The sequence below is a fragment of the Hoeflea ulvae genome, assembly GCF_026619435.1.
Lineage (GTDB): Bacteria > Pseudomonadota > Alphaproteobacteria > Rhizobiales > Rhizobiaceae > Hoeflea > Hoeflea ulvae.
In genome coordinates this window covers 1,158,962-1,176,792 of record NZ_JAOVZQ010000001.1, presented here as the reverse complement: position 1 = coordinate 1,176,792, position 17,831 = coordinate 1,158,962, and the positions used below count along the sequence as shown (strand labels likewise).

Sequence of the window (17,831 nt, the reverse complement as noted above, 5' to 3'; positions counted from 1 at the left end):
CAGCTTTTGCGTCGCCGACGCGCCAAATTGCCGTGCCGGAATCACGCTCAATCCCGGCACCTGTCTGTCAACGGTCATTTCAGTCTCTTCGTGTTCAGGTCGCGTCGGCCGATGCGGCGTTGAGCTGACCATACTTCTGCTCCCCGAGGTCGCCGAGAAGCTTGAGCTGTGTTTCGAGGAAGTCGATGTGACCTTCCTCATCGGCGATCAGGGCTTCAAACAGGTTCTTGCTGACATAGTCGCCTTCCTTCTCGCAGACATCGCGCGACTTGGTATAGGCGGTCCAGGCTTCCTGCTCGCCGGCGAGATCGCTCTCGAGCACTTCCTTGATGTTCTGGCCGATTCTGAGCGGCGCGACGTTTTGCAGATTGGGAAAGCCATCGAGGAAAATGATCCGCTCGATGATCTTGTCGGCATGCTGCATTTCCTCGATGCTCTCGGCGCGTTCCTTGGCGGCCAGCTTGGTGTAGCCCCAGTCATCCAGAAGCCGGTAGTGCAACCAGTACTGATTGACGGCACCCAACTCCATGAAAAGCGCTTCATTGAGGCAATCGATAACTTTCTGACTTCGTTTCATGGTCGTGCAGCTTCCTGATGGTGAAAAGGTCACCCCATTTTGCACGACTAGGCTGCGATTTGCGACCTTCTTTTTTCAGCGGTCCTCTTTCTTGCGGTTTCAACACGCCGGCGCTGGTCGGCAATCCGCTTGAGCAGATCGACCACACGCGGCGCCGGGCTTTCCATGACGGCGTGATAGCGCTCCGTGGTTTCGACGATTATGTCGATGACGCCCGGAAAACAGCCGCAGCATTTGCCACGGGCGCTGACCGCCTGAAACACCTTTCCAGGGGTGATCAGCTGCCATGCATCGACATTGAGGAAGTCGACAATGACCTCCTCAATGTCTTTTCTGGAAACGATGTTGCAACTGCAAACGATCATGGCCTTAACTTTCCAAAAAGCCGGCGACTACTGGAACACTGCGTCCGGGCTGTCGAGGCTGTCAGACCCTTCGAGCTCGATGGTGCCCAGATCCAGTGCGGTGATGGCGCGCTCGATCGAGCGGGTCTGCTTGATCAGGCCGTCAATTGCCGCCTGAACCGTGGCGTTGCCTTCGTCATTGCCGTTGGCGATCATCTGGTCATAGGCTTCGACGTTTTCCGCGCGATCGACCATGGCTTCCATCGCCGCGACGGTGGCGTCGAGATCGGCGGAAAGCTCATCGGCGATGGCCGGGTCCTTGGCGGCAACCAGTTCGGCCAGCGAAGGGCCGGTGAGCTGCGAGCCGTCAACCCGGGTGTAAACGCCGGTGTAAGCGGTCTTGATGCCAACCGCATCATAGCGGTGAGAATTGTGAGTGTTGTCGGAGAAGCAATCATGCTCCTCTTCCGGATCACCCAGCAGCAGGCCAAGCTTCATGCGTTCACCGGCCAGTTCGCCGTAGGACAGCGAGCCCATGCCGGTGAGGATGGTCGACAGTCCGCCGGCAGCGCCGCTTTCTTCAAGGGCAGCGCGTGCGGCTCCGCCGGCCTTCCAGTTGGCCGCCATCTCCTCGAGATCGGCAACCAGCAGGTCGCTGGCCGAGCTGAGGTAGTCACGGCGGCGGTCGCAATGGCCATTGGTGCAGTCTTCAAGGCTGTAATCGGTGGCAGGACGGCTGCCGGCGCCCGGACCATTGCCGTTGAGGTCCTGGCCCCAGAGCAGGAATTCGATGGCGTGATAGCCCGACGCGACATTGGCTTCAATGCCGCCGGCTTCCTGCAGGGTTTCGGAAATCAGTTCCGGGGTGATCTTGCTGGCGTCAACCGTCTTGCCGTTGATCTCGATGGAGGGGTTGGCGATGACATTGGCCGAATAGAGCGAGTTCTGATCGCTTTCGGCGCCATAGCTTTCGTCGACATAGTCGATCAGGCCTTCGTCAAGCGGCCAGGCGTTAACCCGCCCTTCCCAGTCATCGACGATGGCGTTACCAAAACGGTAGACCTCGGTCTGCTGATAGGGCACCCGCGAAGCCAGCCAGGCTTCCTTGGCGGCTGCAAGCGTCGCATCATCGGGACTGGCGAGAAAATTCTCGATGGCTGCATCGAGCTGCTTGGCGGTCATCAGCGCATCGTCGAACTTGGCTTCGGCGATATCGGCATAATGCGCGACCACGGCCTCAGGCGTCACCTCGGCAACCGCCATCGTGGTCAGGGCCGTGGAAGCCAAAAGGCCAAGTCCGAGCAGCTGTGCGAGATGTTTCATGGGTAGGGATACTCCTGAGCTTACAATTTCAGTCAGTGAACCGACGAGCTCGCGTGAGCTGCGGTCAGGGTTGAGCGGACATTGATGTCGACAATGGCGCTCAGCGGAATGGGGGTGAGTTTGTGGCTGTGACCGAGCAGGATCGCCGCATAGGCGCTGGCGCGGTCGACCACGTCGGCGCAGGCATCGGTGCAGGTCAGCATCCTGGCCGATTGCACCAGCGCCTCTTCGTCGCCGTTTTGCGCGCCGGCAACCATGCCAAGCACAAGACATTCATCGCGGCACAAATGACCCGCACCGGGTTTGTAGAAGCGCAGCGGGCAGGTGGCGCAGGCGCCGAGCTGGCGCACCAGCGCCGCCATCACGTCCAGCGCATGACCGCCGTCGATGGCGCCAAGCGCCTTGGCGTGCGCGCTCCAGGCTGCATCCCAATAGCGCGAATCGGAATGGGCCAGGCCGGCAACCCAGTTGCGGTATCCGTTGACAACCAGATTTTCCGGCTTCTGGCGCAAATACGCCGCTGCCGGACAGTCGCCACACATGTCTTGTTGCATCCGCGCCATTTCGACTCCACACTTCAAATATGAGGTTTTCGGTAATGTATTTTTAAAGTGGAGTCAAACAGTATAGTTTAGAATGAATCCAAACAACGCCCCTGTTTATCACCGCGCGTGACAGTCGGTTTTACGGCACCATTCAAGGGACGAGCCGAGGGGCAAATATGGATTGATTCACGCCGCAGATACTTCTTCATAATGATCCAGCGTCACCATGTCGCGTTCTCGATGGCCAACTTGCCGCGCAGGGATGATACATCGACGCGGGCGGATGATCCGCATCCTGGAGATACACTTGCCGGCAGACACGACCCAGATCCCGGACCCGCAGCCCCTGCCCGACCAGCGCATGCTGGGTCAATTGACGGGCATTGCGGCGACCGGGGTGCGCTTTGCCTCGGCGCTCACGGTCGTCTCGGCGCTGATCTGGCCGCTGCAGGCCGGGATCGTGGCCCTGGCGATTGCAGGACTGCTGCAGCCGGGACAGGGCCCCGGCCCTTTTGCAGCCGCAGCCGGCTTTGCCGGGCTGGGCGTGCTGCGGGCGCTGCTGAACTACCATGCCGAGGCGCTTTTGTTTGCCGCCGGAACGAAAATCGTGACCGAGGCGCGCGCGGAGATCGTGCGGCGCGAGATGCGGACAATCGCCTCGGCTGGCGCCGGCTCCATCGCCGCATTGGCAAGCGAAAAGCTCGATATGCTGCCCCCCTATATTGTGCGCTATGCACCGGCGCGGGCGCGGGTGATGGCGGTGCCGCTGGTGATCCTGGGCCTGAGTTTCTGGTTTTCCTGGGCCGTGGGGCTTGTGCTGATCATCACCGGGCCGCTGATCCCGGTGTTCATGGTGCTTGTCGGGCTCGCCGCAAAAGAGGCCAGCCAGCGGCAGATGGCCGATATCGGCTCGCTCAACGATCTGCTGATCGAACGGCTGTCGGCGCTGGCCGACATCAGGCTGCTCGACGCCGGCGCCAAGGTGGTTACGGATTTTTCCAATGCCGCAGAGGAGCTCAGGGCCCGGACCATGGCGGTGTTGCGCATCGCCTTCCTGTCCTCGACCGTTCTCGAGCTTTTCGCAGCCATCGGTGTGGCGATGGTCGCCGTCTTTGTCGGCTTTTCCCTGCTCGGCTCGCTCTCGTTTGGCTCTTATGCTGCGCCGCTGAGCCCCGCGGCCGGAATCTTCCTGTTGCTGCTAGCGCCCGATTTCTATCAGCCCTTGCGCGATGTCTCTGCCGCCTGGCACGACAAGGCGGCGGCCCTGGCCGTGGCCGGTGAATATTCGACATGGCGATCACAAGCGCCCGCGACGCTCACCGGCCAGGGCGCAAAGGTTCCCCCACTCGCCGGGCCGCTGGAAATCGTCTTGCACGGCGTTGCCGCCCGAACCGGAGACCGCCTGATCCGCTTCCCGGACATGACCATCCGGGCAGGCGAAAGCGTTGCCCTGATGGGAGCTTCCGGCGCGGGCAAGACCACGCTGCTCAAGCTCTTGGCCGGTTTGTCGACGCCCGATGAGGGCTCGATCATCGTCTGCGGTCAAAATCTCGACGCCGAAACTGCCGATGCCTGGCGGGCCCGGCTGGGCTGGATGCCGCAGACGCCGCATTTCCTCAACACCAGCCTGGCGCAAAATATCAGCCTGGGCCAGGCGGGCGACCTGGACGCGGCGCTGCGCGCGGCGTCAATCGACACCGTGGTCGCTGCTTTGCCGGGCGGGAGATCGGCACGGCTGGGCGAGACCGGCGGCGGGCTGTCGGGCGGCGAGGCGCGGCGCGTCACCCTGGCGCGTGCCATCTTCGCGCGGCCGGATCTGCTGCTGGCCGACGAACCGACGGCCGATCTCGACGCCGCCACCGCACAGGCGGTGATGGCCGGGCTCGACACGCTGGCAAAGCGCGGAAGCAGCATGATCATCGCCACCCATGATCCGGTGCTTGCCGCCCGAATGGACCGGACAATCATGATCGGCAGCCGCACATGAAGGCGTTGTGGGGCATTTTCCGCATCATTTTGCGGGACCAGAAGACCGCCCTGATGCGGGGCGCGGCGCTCAGCCTCGTGGTGCTTGCCGCCGGAATAGCGCTTCTCGGCCTGTCGGGATGGTTCATCACCGCCGCGGCCGCAGCGGGGCTTGCGGGCATGGGGGCGGTCTTCGATGTGTTTCGTCCCTCGGCGATGGTGCGCTTTCTGGCGCTGGGGCGGACGGCGGCCCGCTATGGCGAACGCGTGCTGACCCATGAGGCCACGCTTAGAGCCCTGACCTCGATCCGCGTGCGGTTGCTCAGCGTCACCGCGTCCGCACCGCATGACCGGCTCACCCGGCTGCGCGGCCCGCAGGCGCTGAACCGGCTGATGGCCGATGTCGATGCGCTCGACGGCATTTCCCTGCGGCTGATCCTGCCGATTGCAGCCGGGTTGCTGGCGCAATTGCTGACCTTTGCCATGCTGTGGTGGTTGGTGGATTTCAGCGTCGCGGCCTGGATCGTCAGCGGGTTTGTGGCCGCATCCGCCGTGACACTGTACCTGACATCGCGATCCGCGGCCGCTGCATCGCGCCGCGAAGAAGCCGCCGCCCAGGCCTTCCGCTCACGCTTCATCGACCTGATCCGCGCCCGCGAGGACCTTGCGGTCTATGGGCAACTGGCCCGGCAGGGTGACAGGATACTGAAGACCGACGGCAGACGGCAGATGGACCGCGCCCGGGTCGACCGCATCGAACGGCGCGCCGGCCTTGCGCTCTCGCTCACCGGAACAGTGGTGGCGGCCGGCGCTCTGGCGCTGGGCATGGTCCTAGCCCGGTCCGGAACCATCACCCCGGCGCTGGCGGCGATCGGGTTTTTCGCCTCGCTGGCGCTGATGGAGACCATCGCGCCGCTTCGCCGGGCCATGGCGGAGCTTGGCCGCATGAGCGTTGCCGCGCGCCGGGTTGGCGAGACCCTGGCAGAAACGCCCGCTCAAAGAGGCGGCACGGCAGATACCGCCTCCGCAGACCTGCGCATCGAGGGGCTGTGCTTCAGCCGGCCCCGCGCCGCACTTCCGGTTCTGCGCAACGCCGGATTGTCGGTTGCGGCCGGGGAAAGCGTGGCGCTGACCGGTCCGAGCGGCTCGGGCAAGAGCACGCTGCTCTTGCTGGCGGCCCGGTTGCTGCAACCCGGCGGCGGGCGGATTCACGTCGGCTCATTGCCGCTTGAAAGCTGGGACGAAAGCCGGTTGCGCGCCAGGTTGACGCTGGTTCCGCAACGCAGCGCGCTGATGGCCGGAAGCATTGCCGAAGCCTTGCGGCTGGGCGCGCCCGACGCCTCCGATCCCGCGCTGTGGGAAGTGCTGGAAGCAGTCAAACTGGCTTCGGTCATTCGCGCCAAGGGCGGGTTGGGTTTTTGTCTGGGGCCGATGGGGTCAGGGCTGTCGGGCGGCGAAGCGCGGCGGTTGGTGCTGGCGCGCGGATTGCTGCGGCATCCGGGCTTGCTGCTGCTCGACGAGCCGACCGAAGGACTGGATGACGCCACGGCTCTCGAAGTGCTCAAGGGCGTCCGCGCCTATCTGCCCCAAGCGGCGATCCTGACGGCTTCGCACCGCGAGGTGGAAACCGCCTGGGCGGACCGGGTGGTGGCGCTGGACCTGCCTCGCCCTGCGGTGATAGATTGCGGGTGAGCCTTTCTGCCGCAGTGCAAAATAATGCATTAGGGATATCATATATATTAAGCCGATCCGGAAGACCGCATTCGCGAGATCCTTGATCAGCACATACAGGCCTGTTTCGGGGCGGACTCCGTGCCCCTGTGCCAAGGAGCGTATCTCATGGAATTCGGAATCGTCGAGCTGTCACGACTGCAGTTTGCGGCAACGGTTATGTATCATTTCCTGTTCGTCCCGCTGACGCTTGGCCTTTCCGTCATCGTGGCGATCATGGAAACGGTCTATGTGATGACCGACCGCCCGATCTGGCGGCAGATGACCAAGTTCTGGGGGCTGCTTTTCGGCATCAATTTCGCGCTCGGGGTCGCCACCGGCATCACCATGGAATTCCAGTTCGGAATGAACTGGAGCTATTTCAGCCATTATGTCGGCGACATTTTTGGTGCGCCGCTGGCGATTGAAGGGCTGATGGCCTTCTTTCTGGAGGCAACCTTTGTCGGCCTGTTCTTTTTCGGCTGGGACAAGCTGAGCAAGGTGGCGCATCTCGCCGTTGCCTGGCTGGTGGCCATCGGCTCGAATTTCTCGGCACTGTGGATCCTGATCGCCAATGGCTGGATGCAGAACCCGGTCGGCGCCCAGTTCAACCCTATGACCATGCGCATGGAACTGACCGATTTCTACGCGGTGATGTTCAACGAGGTGGCGCAGGCGAAGTTCGTCCACACGGTGTCGGCGGGCTATGTCACGGCCGCGGTCTTCGTGCTCGGCGTCTCGGCCTGGTACCTGCTGCGCGAGCGTCACGTCGAGCTCGCCCGCCGATCCATCACCGTGGCGGCCGCCTTCGGCCTCGCTTCGGCGTTTTCGGTGGTGCTGCTGGGCGATGAATCCGGCTACAGCGCCACCCACAGCCAGAAGATGAAGCTCGCGGCCATCGAAGGCATGTGGGAAACCGAACCAGCGCCTGCAGCCTTCACCGCCTTCGGATTTCCCAGCCAGGAAGACCGCGAAACCCACTACGCCATCCATATTCCCTATGTCATGGGCCTGATCGGCACCCGCTCGCTGACCACCGAGATTCCCGGCATCCAGGAACTCGAAGAACAGGCGGAAGAGCGCATCCGCTCAGGCCTGATCGCCTATGACGCGCTGATGCATATCCGCGAGGCGCGGGACGAGGCCGAGCCGGTGGAGAAATTGCGGTTCGAGGCGCATTCGGCGGATCTGGGCTTTGCATTCCTGCTGCGCAAATATGTCGATGATCCGCGCGAGGCGACGCCCGAGCAGATCGTTCAGGCGGCCTATGACACCATTCCCACCGTCTGGCCGCTGTTCTGGGCGTTCCGGATCATGGTGGCGCTGGGCTTCGGTTTCATCGCGACGATGCTCTATTTCTTCTACCGCGCCTCGTTCAAGGGCATGAACTTCCCACGCCCGGCGCTGCACCTTGCGGTCTGGATGATCCCGACGCCCTGGATTGCCGCGGAACTGGGATGGTTCGTGGCCGAATATGGAAGGCAACCCTGGACCGTGGACGGTGTGCTGCCGACAGCGATGTCGGTCTCGGCGCTGTCGATGACCGAGGTGGCGATGACCCTGGCCGGCTTCGTGGTGTTCTATTCCGTCCTGTTCGTCATCGAGATGGGGCTGATGCTGAAATATATCCGCAAGGGCCCGTTCCAGGATGTCGAGGAAACCGATGCCTGGATGACCAGACATCATGAACGGCTGGCCGGGCGGCACATTGCCGACGCCCTGCCTGCGGAGTAACGGCCATGATCCTCAATACCCTTATCGACTACGACGTTCTGCGGCTGATCTGGTGGGGCCTGCTCGGCTTTCTGCTGATCGGATTCGCCCTGACAGACGGGTTCGACATGGGCGTCGGTGCATTGTTGCCCTTCGTCGCCAAGACCGATGTCGAGCGCCGTGTGGCGATCAACACCATCGGCCCGGTGTGGGAAGGCAACCAGGTCTGGTTCATCCTGGGCGGCGGTGCCATTTTCGCCGCCTGGCCGCCGCTATATGCGGTATCGTTTTCGGGGTTCTACCTGGCAATGTTTGCCGTATTGGCGGCGCTGATCGTGCGGCCGGTGGCGATCAAGTTCCGCTCCAAACGTGACGAAGTGGAGTGGCGCACACGCTGGGACTGGGCGCTGTTTGTGACCGGCGCGACCCCAGCGCTTCTGTTCGGCGTCGCCGTCGGCAATGTGATCCAGGGCGTGCCGTTCCATTTCACCGATGATCTGCACTCGATCTATGAAGGCGCGTTCTACACCAAGTTCTTCGGTCTGCTGGATCCGTTCTCGTTGCTGGCGGGCGTCGTCTCGCTGTCGATGCTGGTCATGCATGGCGGCGCCTGGCTGACGCTGAAGGCCGAAGGCAAGGTGCGCGACCGCGCCCGCCGCTTCGGCTCGATCGCGGCCCTGATCGCGGTGGCGGCCTATGCGCTCGGCGGCGTCTGGATGGCTGTAGGCATCGAGGGATATCGCATCGTCGGCGACTATGTGACCACCGGCCCGTCCAATCCGCTGCATTTCGACGTGGAAAAGACCGCAAGCTGGTTGTCGTCCTATGCCGAGCGGCCGTGGATTGCGATTGCGCCGGTCATGGGCATCGTCGGCGGTCTGCTGACCTTTGTCGGCCTGCGGGCGGGACGTGAAATCTCGACGCTGCTGTTTTCCAAGATGGCGATCCTCGGCGTGATTTCCTCGGTCGGGCTGACGATGTTTCCCTTCATCATGCCGTCGTCGTCCGATCCGCGGTCGTCGCTGACCGTGTGGAACAGCTCCTCGTCGCACCTGACCCTGTTCATCATGCTGGTGGCGACCGTGATCTTCATGCCGATCATCCTGGTCTACACCACATGGGTCTACAAGGTGTTGTGGGGCAAGGTCACCGACGCCGATGTCAGCGATGACAATTCCCACTCCGTTTACTGATCAGGAGAAGCAAGACATGTGGTATTTCGCCTGGTTACTCGGACTTCCCCTGGCTGCAATGTTCGCCGTCGTCAACGCCATGTGGCTCGAGCTGCAGGAAGACCGCCGCACCATCGACGACCCGGGCCCCGATGGTCCCGGCAGCCGCGACCGGGCCGGCAACGTCCGGCTCTGACTGCCTTTCGATCAGCCGCGCGCGACGGTCGGGAACCGGCCCTGCCTGCATGAACGGACCCCGGCGGGCCGCTTCGCAGCAAAGCTGTGTCCTGCGCGTGGCCAAGGAATGACGGCTGATACGGCCAAGACTTTCCTCCCGAATAATCACCTGAATATACAATAGTCGAATGGTAACGAGACGGCGGCCATGTTTGTCTTAAGGCTGCTACTCACGTAGCTGTGCGGGCAGAAGCTGGGAGGCTTCGCCCATTCCACTTCAGGGAGGACATAATGTCAAAGTTTCAAATCAATCGTCGTGGGTTGATCAAATCGGGCGCCGCCATCGGCGCCGGTTTGGCAATGCCCACGATCTTTACCAGTTCGGCATTCGCCTACACCAATGAACCAAAGGGCGGCACCGTCACGCTCGGCTTCAACGTGCCGCAGACCGGCCCTTATGCTGACGAAGGTCTCGATGAGCTTCGCGCGCAGGAACTGGCCGTCCAGCACCTCAACGGCGAAGGTGATGGCGGCATGCTCAACACCTTTAGCTCGAAGGCTCTCAAGGGCAACGGCATCCTCGGCAAGAAGGTCGTGTTCGTCACCGGCGACACCCAGACCAAGTCCGACGCGGCGCGCGCATCGGCCAAGTCGATGATCGAAAAAGACGGCGCCATCATGATCAATGGCGGTTCGTCCTCGGGCGTGGCCGTGGCTGTGCAGGGCCTCTGCCAGGAAGCCGGCGTGATCTTCATGGCCGGTCTGACCCACTCCAACGACACCACCGGCAAGGACAAGAAGGCAAACGGTTTCCGTCACTTCTTCAACGCCTACATGTCGGGTGCAGCACTCGCACCGGTGCTCAAGGAAGCCTATGGCGCCGATCGCCGGGCCTATCACCTGACCGCCGACTACACCTGGGGCTGGACCCAGCAGGAGTCGATCCAGCAGGCTACGGAAGGCGTGGGCTGGGAAACAGTCAACAACGTGCTGACCCCGCTGGCATCGACAGACTTCTCGTCCTACATCGCCCCGGTCCTCAACTCCGGCGCAGACGTGCTGGTGCTGAACCACTACGGCGGCAACATGGTCAATTCGCTGACCAATGCGGTGCAGTTCGGCCTGCGCGACAAGATGGTCAATGGCAAGCAGTTCGAAATCGTCGTTCCGCTCTATTCCGAGCTGATGGCGGCTGGTGCCGGCGAGAACGTGCGCGGCGTGTTCGGTTCGATGAACTGGAACTGGCAGCTGCAGGACGAAGGCTCCAAGGCCTTCGTGAAGTCCTTCGGCGAAAAATACGGCCGTCCGCCTTCGAACTCGGCACACACCTGCTACGTGCAGACGCTGCTTTATGCGGATGCCTGCGAACGTGCGGGCACCTTCAATCCTTGCGGCGTCGGCGAAGCTCTCGAAGGCTTCGACTTCGACGGCCTGGGCAATGGTCCGACCCATTACCGCGCCGACGATCACCAGTGCTTCAAGGACGTGCTGGTCATGAAGGGCAAGGAAAACCCGACCAACGAATATGACACGCTGGAAATCGTCGAAGTGACGCCGCGTGCACAGGTCGAATACGCGCCGGATCATCCGATGTTTGCCGGTGGCGACCTCGGCAAGTGCAATCCGGGCGCATAAGAAACGCCAAAAGTTTACCGCGCCGCCGCTCAGGCGGCGCGGTTTTCTCTTAGAATTGGGACACGACCGCAGCGCCCCTTGCGCACGGTTTTACTGATGCGGGCTTCACGATGGACGCAATCATTCTTCAAGTTCTGAACGGTCTGGACAAAGGCAGCGCCTATGCCCTGATCGCACTCGGACTGACACTCATTTTCGGCACGCTCGGCGTGGTCAACTTCGCGCATGGCGCCTTGTTCATGCTCGGGTCGTTCTGTGCCGTCACGCTGCAGCGAATTCTCTCTCTGTCCTACACGGTCGAAGATCCGACCCAGAAGGACTTCCTCGGGAACCCTCTGCAAGTGGATATGCCCTATATCGTCAGCTGGTTCGGCGAGTCGACAGGCAACGCCATCATCGAATGGTCGGTGCCGCTGGCGATCCTGTTTGCCATCCCTGTGATGCTGCTGGTCGGCTACATCATGGAACGCGGGCTGATCAAGCATTTCTACAAGCGTCCGCATGCCGATCAGATCCTGGTCACCTTCGGCCTCGCCATCGTGCTTCAGGAAATCATCAAATATTTCTACGGCGCCAATCCGATTCCCACCCCGGCGCCGGACATGTTCAAGGGCTCGCTGGATTTCGGCGTGCTGGTCGGCTTTGCCGAGAACTCGATCATCTACCCCTATTGGCGGCTGATCTACTTCCTGTTTTCGGCCGTGATCATCAGCGCCGTCTTCGCCTTCCTGCGCTTCACCACCTTCGGAATGGTGGTCCGCGCCGGCATGGCTGACCGCGAGACCGTCGGGCTGCTCGGCATCAATATCGACAAGCGCTTCACCATCATGTTCGGCATAGCCGCCGCGGTGGCAGGCCTGGCCGGCGTGATGTATGCGCCGATCAATTCGCCCAATTACCACATGGGCATGGACTTCCTTGTGCTGTCCTTCGTGGTGGTCGTTGTTGGCGGCATGGGCTCGTTGCCCGGCGCCGTCCTTGCCGGTTTCCTGCTTGGCATTCTCGAGAGCTTCGCCTCGATGAATGAAGTCAAGTCGCTGATCCCGGGGATCGACCAAATCATCATTTATCTAGTTGCAATCATCATCCTTTTGACCCGCCCACGCGGTCTTATGGGTCGTAGAGGCGTGATGGAGGAATAATCCATGCTGGGACTGAGTAAGAAAGACACAAGCTTTCTCGTCGCCGTCATTTTTCTGACGCTGGCGACACCGATCCTGCTTCAACCGTTCCCGGAAGGATCGGCTCTGGCGCAGTTCAATGCGGGCTATCCCGACCTGATGCAGCGGTTCGCGATCTACGGGATCTTTGCCATCGGCTTCAACATCCTGTTCGGCCTGACCGGCTATCTCTCCTTTGGCCACGCGGCCTTTCTGGGTGTCGGTTCCTACTCCGTCGTCTGGATGTACAAGCTGCTGAGCTACAATGTGCTGCCGGGGCTGATCCTTGCGGTGATCCTGTCGGCGCTGTTCGCGCTGCTGATCGGCTATATCTCGCTGCGCCGTTCGGGCATCTACTTCTCGATCCTGACGCTGGCATTTGCGCAGATGTCGTTCAACCTGGCCTATTCGGTGCTGACACCGCTGACCAATGGTGAGACCGGACTGCAGGTCTATACCGATGATCCGCAGGTGCTGATGAGCGCCGGCAGCCCGAACAGCCCGCATTTCTTCGGCATCGTCATGAACGAGAGCACCAAGCTCGAGCTCGGCGGCTGGCAGTTCACCTTCTCCAACGGCTATTATTTCTGCGCCATCATCGCCATCGTGGTGTTCTACATCTCGATGCGGATCTTCCGCTCACCCTTCGGCATCATGCTGCGGGCGATCAAGACCAACCAGACGCGGATGAACTACACCGGCCTCAACCCGCGCCCCTACACGCTTGCTGCCTTCGTCATCTCCGGGATGTATGCGGGTCTTGCCGGCGGATTGCTGGCCTCGATGGATCCGCTTGCGGGGGCGGAACGCATGCAGTGGACGGCCTCGGGCGAAGTGGTTCTGATGACCATTCTCGGCGGCGCCGGCACGCTGATGGGACCGGTGCTCGGTGCAGGCTTCATCAAATATTTCGAGAACATCTTCTCGAAGATCAACGACAACATTCTGCATGCCTGGTTCTCGGCTCTGCCCGACGGACTGGAAGACGCGATCGTCTTCCTGCTGCATCCCTTTATCGGCAAGGGCTGGCACCTGACACTGGGCCTGTTGTTCATGCTGGTCGTCATCTTCCTGCCGGGCGGCCTTATCGAAGGCGGAAGCCGGATCGGAAACTGGGTTACCGGCAAGAACCGGAAAAAGAAGCCCGATGCCGGGTCCGACACTCACCCGACCTCGACGACCAACGTCAACTGAACCGCGGAGATATCGGATATGGGAATTCTTGAAGTCTCTAACGTCAACAAGCGGTTCGGTGGACTGCAGGCGCTGGGCAATGTCAATCTCGACATCGCCAAGGGCACCGTCCACGCCATCATCGGGCCGAACGGCGCCGGCAAGTCGACGCTGCTCAACGTGCTGGTCGGCAAGCTGATCCCCGACACAGGGACAGTGTTGTTCGACGGCCAGTCGGTGCTTGGACGCAAACCCTACGAGATCAACCAGATGGGGATTTCGCGGGTGTTCCAGACACCGGAAATCTTCAGCGATCTGAGCGTGTATGAAAACATGCTGATCCCGTGTTTTGCCAAGCGCGACGGGGCGTTCCGCCTGCATGCGCTGGAATCGATCGCCGCCGAAAAGGAACTGATCGAGAAGGCCGAACACATGCTTTCCGAGGTCAACATGGCGGACAAGCGGCACATGATCGCCAGCTCCCTGTCGCGCGGCGACAAGCGGCGGCTGGAGATGGCGATGTGCCTGGTGCAGGAGCCGAAGCTGCTGCTGCTTGACGAACCGACGGCGGGCATGGCGCGCGCCGACACCAACAACACCATCGACCTGCTCAACCAGATCCATGAAAGCCGGGACATCACCATGGTGATCATCGAGCATGACATGCATGTGGTGTTCTCGTTGGCCAAGCGGATCACCGTGTTGGCGCAGGGCTCGCCACTCGTCGAGGATACCCCTGAAAACATCAAGGGCCATCCGAAAGTCAAAGAAGCTTATCTGGGAGAGGCCGCAGCATGAGCCAGACCGAACCCCTCAAGGGCAATCAACCCTACGAACGCCCGGATTTTTCCAAGAACGCCAATCAGGCGGCAACCGCGCCGGCGTTCCTGTCCGTGCACGACATTCACGCCTATTACGGCGAGAGCTACATCGTCCAGGGCGTCAGCTTCAATGTGCATGAAGGCGAGATTCTGGCGCTGCTGGGCCGCAACGGCGCCGGCAAGACCTCGACGCTGCGCGCCATCGCCCAGATCGGCTCACCGGCGATGACCAGCGGCGAAGTCTGGCTCGACCACCAGCCTCTGCACAGGATGAGCTCGCATGAAGCCTCGCGCGCCGGCCTGTCGCTGGTGCCCGAAGACCGGCGCATCATCGCCGGGCTGACGGTGGAGGAAAACATCGAACTGGCGCAGATCGCGCCGCCGATCGGCTGGTCGATCCAGCGGATCTACGAATTGTTTCCGCGACTGGGCGAACGCCGCAAGCAGGAAGGCATCACGCTTTCGGGTGGCGAGCAGCAGATGCTGGCGATCGGACGGGCTCTCGCCCGCGACATCAAGGTGCTGCTTCTCGACGAGCCCTATGAAGGACTTGCACCGGTGATCGTCGACGAGATCGAGAAGACGCTCAACATCATCAAGCAGCAGGGCATCACCACGATCCTGGTCGAGCAGAATGCGGTGCGGGCCCTGAAGCTTGCCGACCGTGCGGTGATCCTCGAATCCGGCGAGGTCGTTTTCGACGGCACGGCGGAAGAAGTGCTCAACAACGAGCAATTGCGCCACGACTATCTGGCTATATAGAGCATCGGGAGCGGAAGCCGCAGCCGGTTTCCGCTCCCCTGAAGCGTCGGCGCCGGACCTGCATGAGCCGGGTTACGGGAACCGGACGGGCGCATCGCCCTCGACCCATTGCGGGTATTTTTCCATGATCTGCCCGAATCGTTCGGAGGCTAGGAACGCCTCCAGCCAGTCCTGCAGGCGCGGCCAGGGCTGGACGTCGAACCAGTCCTTGTCGATGAAGGCGAACTGGCGGACAAATGGCAGGATGGCGAAATCGGCAAGGGTCGGGCGGCCGAACATCCAGCGATCAATCTGGCTGTCGAGATCGGACAGGAAGGCGGATGCCTTTGCGCGCTGTTCGACGGGATCGAGCTCGGGGTAGCGTTGCGCATATTTGGTCCGGTCCAACGCCTGCTTGAACGAGCCGTCGCCACGGGCGATCCAGTCATATCCCGCCTCAGGCATGTCCAGCCAGCCATCCGGATCATGGATTTGCAGCGCCCAGAGCATCACATCCAGGCTTTCATCAATCACCGCATCAGACGTGACCAGACATGGCACCGTGCCGCTTGGCGAGGCCTCGAGAAAGGCCGCCGGCTTGTCGCGCAGCACGACTTCACGCAGGCTCACCTCGACGCCGGCAGACGCCACCGCCAGACGTGCCCGCATGGCATAGGGACAGCGCCGGAACGAATAGAGTATCGGGCTGGACGGATCTGCCACGTCGGCCGGCAAAGCCGGAGAGGGTGTGTGAAGGCCGGTCAATCTTTGTCCTCGTATTTATGTGCCTGCAGCATCGGCCGCAATAATGGCCGCCTTGCGAGACGCCCGGTTGACATCGGTCAAGGTGGCCGCGCCGGACACTGCTATTCTGCGGGTCACAGGATGGACCAAACTCATGCGCAAAACCACCCATTCGACAGCACTGAAGAAACCCGCCGGACCGGTACCGATGCCGGTCTCCCACCCGCAGCGGTTTCCGGTGGCGGGCACACAGGCCGACGAGCATCCCTATGCCGGCATCGACCGGGCGATCCGCGGTGCTGTGGCGCAGGCCACCGGCGGAGTCTCGCCCTTTGCGCTGGTCGAGACCTGGACCGACTGGGCATTGCATCTTGCCCGCGCACCGGGACGGCAACTGGAACTGGCCGAACACGCCAGAGACAATGTGCTCAAACTGATGGATTTCACCGCCAGATCCGTCCCCGGTTCACCGCCAAAGCCTCCCTTTGAACCAAAATTCTATGATCACCGCTTCACCGATCCGGACTGGCAAAACATGCCCTTCAGCCTCTGGCAACAGAGCTTTCTGGCGACGCAGGACTGGTGGGACCATGCGACGGAAGAGGTGCGCGGTCTGCGCAAGCAGGATTGCGACCGGACCCGGTTTCTGGTGCGGCAGTTGCTCGACACCGTCTCGCCCTCGAATTTTCCCGGACTGAATCCCGAAATCCTCAGGGAGACGGCAAAGACCGGCGGACGCAACCTCGCCGAGGGGGCGGTGCATGCCGCCGACGACATGCTGCACACGCTGAGCCAGGCCCACCGGCCGCCGCCGGAAGGCTATCAACTGGGCAAGGATCTTGCCTGCACAACGGGCGAAGTGGTCTACCGCAACGACATTTTCGAGCTGCTGCAATATGCACCACAGACCGGCAAGGTGCGGGCCGAACCGGTGCTGATCGTGCCCGCATGGATCATGAAATATTACATTCTTGATCTCTCGCCGCACAATTCGCTGATCAATTACCTGGTCGGACAGGGATTTACCGTCTTTGCGATCTCCTGGTGCAATCCGACCGCCGACCAGCGCAACCTGTCGCTGGAAGACTACCGCAAGCGCGGGGTCATGGCGGCGCTCGACGCGATCAGCGCCATCGTGCCGGGCGAGAAAATCCACGCCAACGGCTATTGTCTCGGCGGCACCATGCTGGCGATTGCGGCTGCAACCATGGCCCGTGACGGCGATGACCGGCTCGCCAGCATCACCCTGATGGCGGCGCAAGTGGATTTCACCGAGGCCGGCGAGCTGCTGCTGTTCCTCGACGAGAGCCAGGTGGCGTTTCTGGAGGACATGATGTGGGCGCAAGGCTATCTCGACCGCCCGCAAATGGCCCGCGCATTTGCCTCGATCCGGGCCGAAGACCTGATCTACACCCGTGCGGTGCAGCGCTATTTCCTCGGCAAGGATGACCTGCCGAGCGATATCACCGTGTGGAACGCCGACACCACGCGGATGCCGGCGCGGATGCATTCGGAATACCTCAGAAGCCTGTTTCTGGAGAACCGGCTTTCCGCCGGTCGCTTTGCCGTCGAGGGGCGCGTCATTGCGCTCAAGGACATCGCCGCGCCGATGTTCGTGATCGGCACCGAAACCGACCACATCGCGCCGTGGAAATCGGTCTACAAGACCCGGCTTTTCACCGATGCGGACCTGACCTTCGTGCTGACCAAATCCGGGCACAATGGCGGCATCCTGTCCGAGCCTGGGCATCCGCGCCGTCACTACCGTGTCGGGCACCGGCCGGCAGGCGCGCTCTATGTCGATCCCGACAGCTGGTTTGGGGACACCGAACCGACGCTCGGTTCGTGGTGGCCGGAATGGACCGGTTGGCTCGCCGCCAAAAGCACCAGGATGACGTCACCACCCGATATCGGCGCGCCGGACAACGGCTATCCGCCGCTCGGTCCTGCGCCGGGAACCTATATCCACCAAAGCTAGATTTTTGCGCTTTGCGGACATCAGACAGATGGCATTCGTGAGGCTGGCGGGGC

16 protein-coding genes are annotated in these 17,831 nt (G+C 61.9%); 11 read left to right on the top strand and 5 right to left on the bottom strand.

Translation table 11 applies throughout. The features are described 5' to 3' along the window. Positions 1–94: 94 nt before the first annotated feature. The 4 genes from bfr to OEG82_RS05540 form a co-directional block, all read right to left on the bottom strand. Entirely contained in the window at positions 95–577 is a 483-nt protein-coding gene (bfr, locus tag OEG82_RS05555; protein ID WP_267611442.1) for a bacterioferritin, read from the bottom strand. Positions 578–624: 47 nt separating this feature from the next. Beyond that, the gene (locus OEG82_RS05550) at positions 625–942 is read right to left on the bottom strand and encodes a (2Fe-2S)-binding protein (protein ID WP_267611441.1); all 318 of its coding nucleotides are present in this window, start codon (positions 940–942) and stop codon (positions 625–627) included. Positions 943–969: 27 nt separating this feature from the next. Continuing rightward, positions 970–2,184, bottom strand: a complete 1,215-nt coding sequence (locus tag OEG82_RS05545) for an imelysin family protein (protein ID WP_267614877.1) — start codon at positions 2,182–2,184, stop codon at positions 970–972. A gap of 92 nt (positions 2,185–2,276) precedes the next feature. Beyond that, positions 2,277–2,756 (bottom strand): hypothetical protein, encoded by a 480-nt coding sequence (locus OEG82_RS05540; RefSeq protein ID WP_267611440.1) that lies wholly within the window; start codon positions 2,754–2,756, stop codon positions 2,277–2,279. A gap of 340 nt (positions 2,757–3,096) precedes the next feature. On the opposite strand from OEG82_RS05540, the gene cydD reads away from it, so the two are divergent. The 10 genes from cydD to OEG82_RS05490 all read left to right on the top strand — a co-directional run bounded on the left by cydD (position 3,097) and on the right by OEG82_RS05490 (position 15,077). Further along, positions 3,097–4,776, top strand: coding sequence for a thiol reductant ABC exporter subunit CydD (gene cydD, locus OEG82_RS05535; RefSeq protein ID WP_267611439.1), 1,680 nt, complete (start codon positions 3,097–3,099; stop codon positions 4,774–4,776). Continuing rightward, a complete protein-coding gene (locus OEG82_RS05530; RefSeq protein ID WP_267611438.1) occupies positions 4,773–6,446 on the top strand; it encodes an amino acid ABC transporter ATP-binding/permease protein in 1,674 nt (557 codons plus the stop codon). The genes cydD and OEG82_RS05530 overlap by 4 nt, the downstream gene beginning before the upstream one ends. A gap of 147 nt (positions 6,447–6,593) precedes the next feature. Next, positions 6,594–8,198 carry a cytochrome ubiquinol oxidase subunit I gene (locus OEG82_RS05525; protein WP_267611437.1) on the top strand — a complete coding sequence of 535 codons (1,605 nt, stop codon included), beginning with the start codon at positions 6,594–6,596 and terminating at the stop codon, positions 8,196–8,198. Positions 8,199–8,203: 5 nt separating this feature from the next. Continuing rightward, complete coding sequence (gene cydB, locus OEG82_RS05520) at positions 8,204–9,370, top strand: cytochrome d ubiquinol oxidase subunit II (protein ID WP_267611436.1); 1,167 nt, start codon at positions 8,204–8,206, stop codon at positions 9,368–9,370. 16 nt (positions 9,371–9,386) lie between these two features. Further along, positions 9,387–9,545 carry a cytochrome bd-I oxidase subunit CydX gene (gene cydX, locus OEG82_RS05515; RefSeq protein ID WP_267611435.1) on the top strand — a complete coding sequence of 53 codons (159 nt, stop codon included), beginning with the start codon at positions 9,387–9,389 and terminating at the stop codon, positions 9,543–9,545. A 272-nt stretch (positions 9,546–9,817) separates the two neighbouring features. After that, entirely contained in the window at positions 9,818–11,161 is a 1,344-nt protein-coding gene (locus OEG82_RS05510) for a substrate-binding protein (protein WP_267611434.1), read from the top strand. A 110-nt stretch (positions 11,162–11,271) separates the two neighbouring features. Next, entirely contained in the window at positions 11,272–12,303 is a 1,032-nt protein-coding gene (locus tag OEG82_RS05505) for a branched-chain amino acid ABC transporter permease (protein ID WP_267611433.1), read from the top strand. A 3-nt stretch (positions 12,304–12,306) separates the two neighbouring features. Next, the gene (locus OEG82_RS05500) at positions 12,307–13,515 is read left to right on the top strand and encodes a branched-chain amino acid ABC transporter permease (protein ID WP_267611432.1); all 1,209 of its coding nucleotides are present in this window, start codon (positions 12,307–12,309) and stop codon (positions 13,513–13,515) included. Between the two features lie 18 nt (positions 13,516–13,533). Beyond that, complete coding sequence (locus tag OEG82_RS05495; RefSeq protein WP_267611431.1) at positions 13,534–14,292, top strand: ABC transporter ATP-binding protein; 759 nt, start codon at positions 13,534–13,536, stop codon at positions 14,290–14,292. Next, entirely contained in the window at positions 14,289–15,077 is a 789-nt protein-coding gene (locus OEG82_RS05490; protein ID WP_267611430.1) for an ABC transporter ATP-binding protein, read from the top strand. Before OEG82_RS05495 ends, OEG82_RS05490 begins: the two co-directional genes overlap by 4 nt. Before the next feature lie 72 nt (positions 15,078–15,149). Here OEG82_RS05490 and OEG82_RS05485 read toward each other — a convergent pair whose 3' ends face one another. Then, positions 15,150–15,821 (bottom strand): glutathione S-transferase, encoded by a 672-nt coding sequence (locus tag OEG82_RS05485; protein ID WP_267611429.1) that lies wholly within the window; start codon positions 15,819–15,821, stop codon positions 15,150–15,152. 133 nt (positions 15,822–15,954) lie between these two features. On the opposite strand from OEG82_RS05485, the gene OEG82_RS05480 reads away from it, so the two are divergent. Continuing rightward, positions 15,955–17,778 carry a PHA/PHB synthase family protein gene (locus tag OEG82_RS05480; RefSeq protein WP_267611428.1) on the top strand — a complete coding sequence of 608 codons (1,824 nt, stop codon included), beginning with the start codon at positions 15,955–15,957 and terminating at the stop codon, positions 17,776–17,778. Positions 17,779–17,831: the final 53 nt, after the last annotated feature.

What these genes read in the sequence shown, in the direction of transcription:
- bfr (WP_267611442.1), bottom strand. Translation starts at nt 577, where the DNA reads ATGAAACGAAGTCAGAAAGTTATCGATTGCCTCAATGAAGCGCTTTTC.
- OEG82_RS05550 (WP_267611441.1), bottom strand. Translation starts at nt 942, where the DNA reads ATGATCGTTTGCAGTTGCAACATCGTTTCCAGAAAAGACATTGAGGAG.
- OEG82_RS05545 (WP_267614877.1), bottom strand. Translation starts at nt 2,184, where the DNA reads ATGGCGGTTGCCGAGGTGACGCCTGAGGCCGTGGTCGCGCATTATGCC.
- OEG82_RS05530 (WP_267611438.1), top strand. Translation starts at nt 4,773, where the DNA reads ATGAAGGCGTTGTGGGGCATTTTCCGCATCATTTTGCGGGACCAGAAG.
- OEG82_RS05525 (WP_267611437.1), top strand. Translation starts at nt 6,594, where the DNA reads ATGGAATTCGGAATCGTCGAGCTGTCACGACTGCAGTTTGCGGCAACG.
- cydB (WP_267611436.1), top strand. Translation starts at nt 8,204, where the DNA reads ATGATCCTCAATACCCTTATCGACTACGACGTTCTGCGGCTGATCTGG.
- cydX (WP_267611435.1), top strand. Translation starts at nt 9,387, where the DNA reads ATGTGGTATTTCGCCTGGTTACTCGGACTTCCCCTGGCTGCAATGTTC.
- OEG82_RS05510 (WP_267611434.1), top strand. Translation starts at nt 9,818, where the DNA reads ATGTCAAAGTTTCAAATCAATCGTCGTGGGTTGATCAAATCGGGCGCC.
- OEG82_RS05505 (WP_267611433.1), top strand. Translation starts at nt 11,272, where the DNA reads ATGGACGCAATCATTCTTCAAGTTCTGAACGGTCTGGACAAAGGCAGC.
- OEG82_RS05500 (WP_267611432.1), top strand. Translation starts at nt 12,307, where the DNA reads ATGCTGGGACTGAGTAAGAAAGACACAAGCTTTCTCGTCGCCGTCATT.
- OEG82_RS05495 (WP_267611431.1), top strand. Translation starts at nt 13,534, where the DNA reads ATGGGAATTCTTGAAGTCTCTAACGTCAACAAGCGGTTCGGTGGACTG.
- OEG82_RS05490 (WP_267611430.1), top strand. Translation starts at nt 14,289, where the DNA reads ATGAGCCAGACCGAACCCCTCAAGGGCAATCAACCCTACGAACGCCCG.
- OEG82_RS05480 (WP_267611428.1), top strand. Translation starts at nt 15,955, where the DNA reads ATGCGCAAAACCACCCATTCGACAGCACTGAAGAAACCCGCCGGACCG.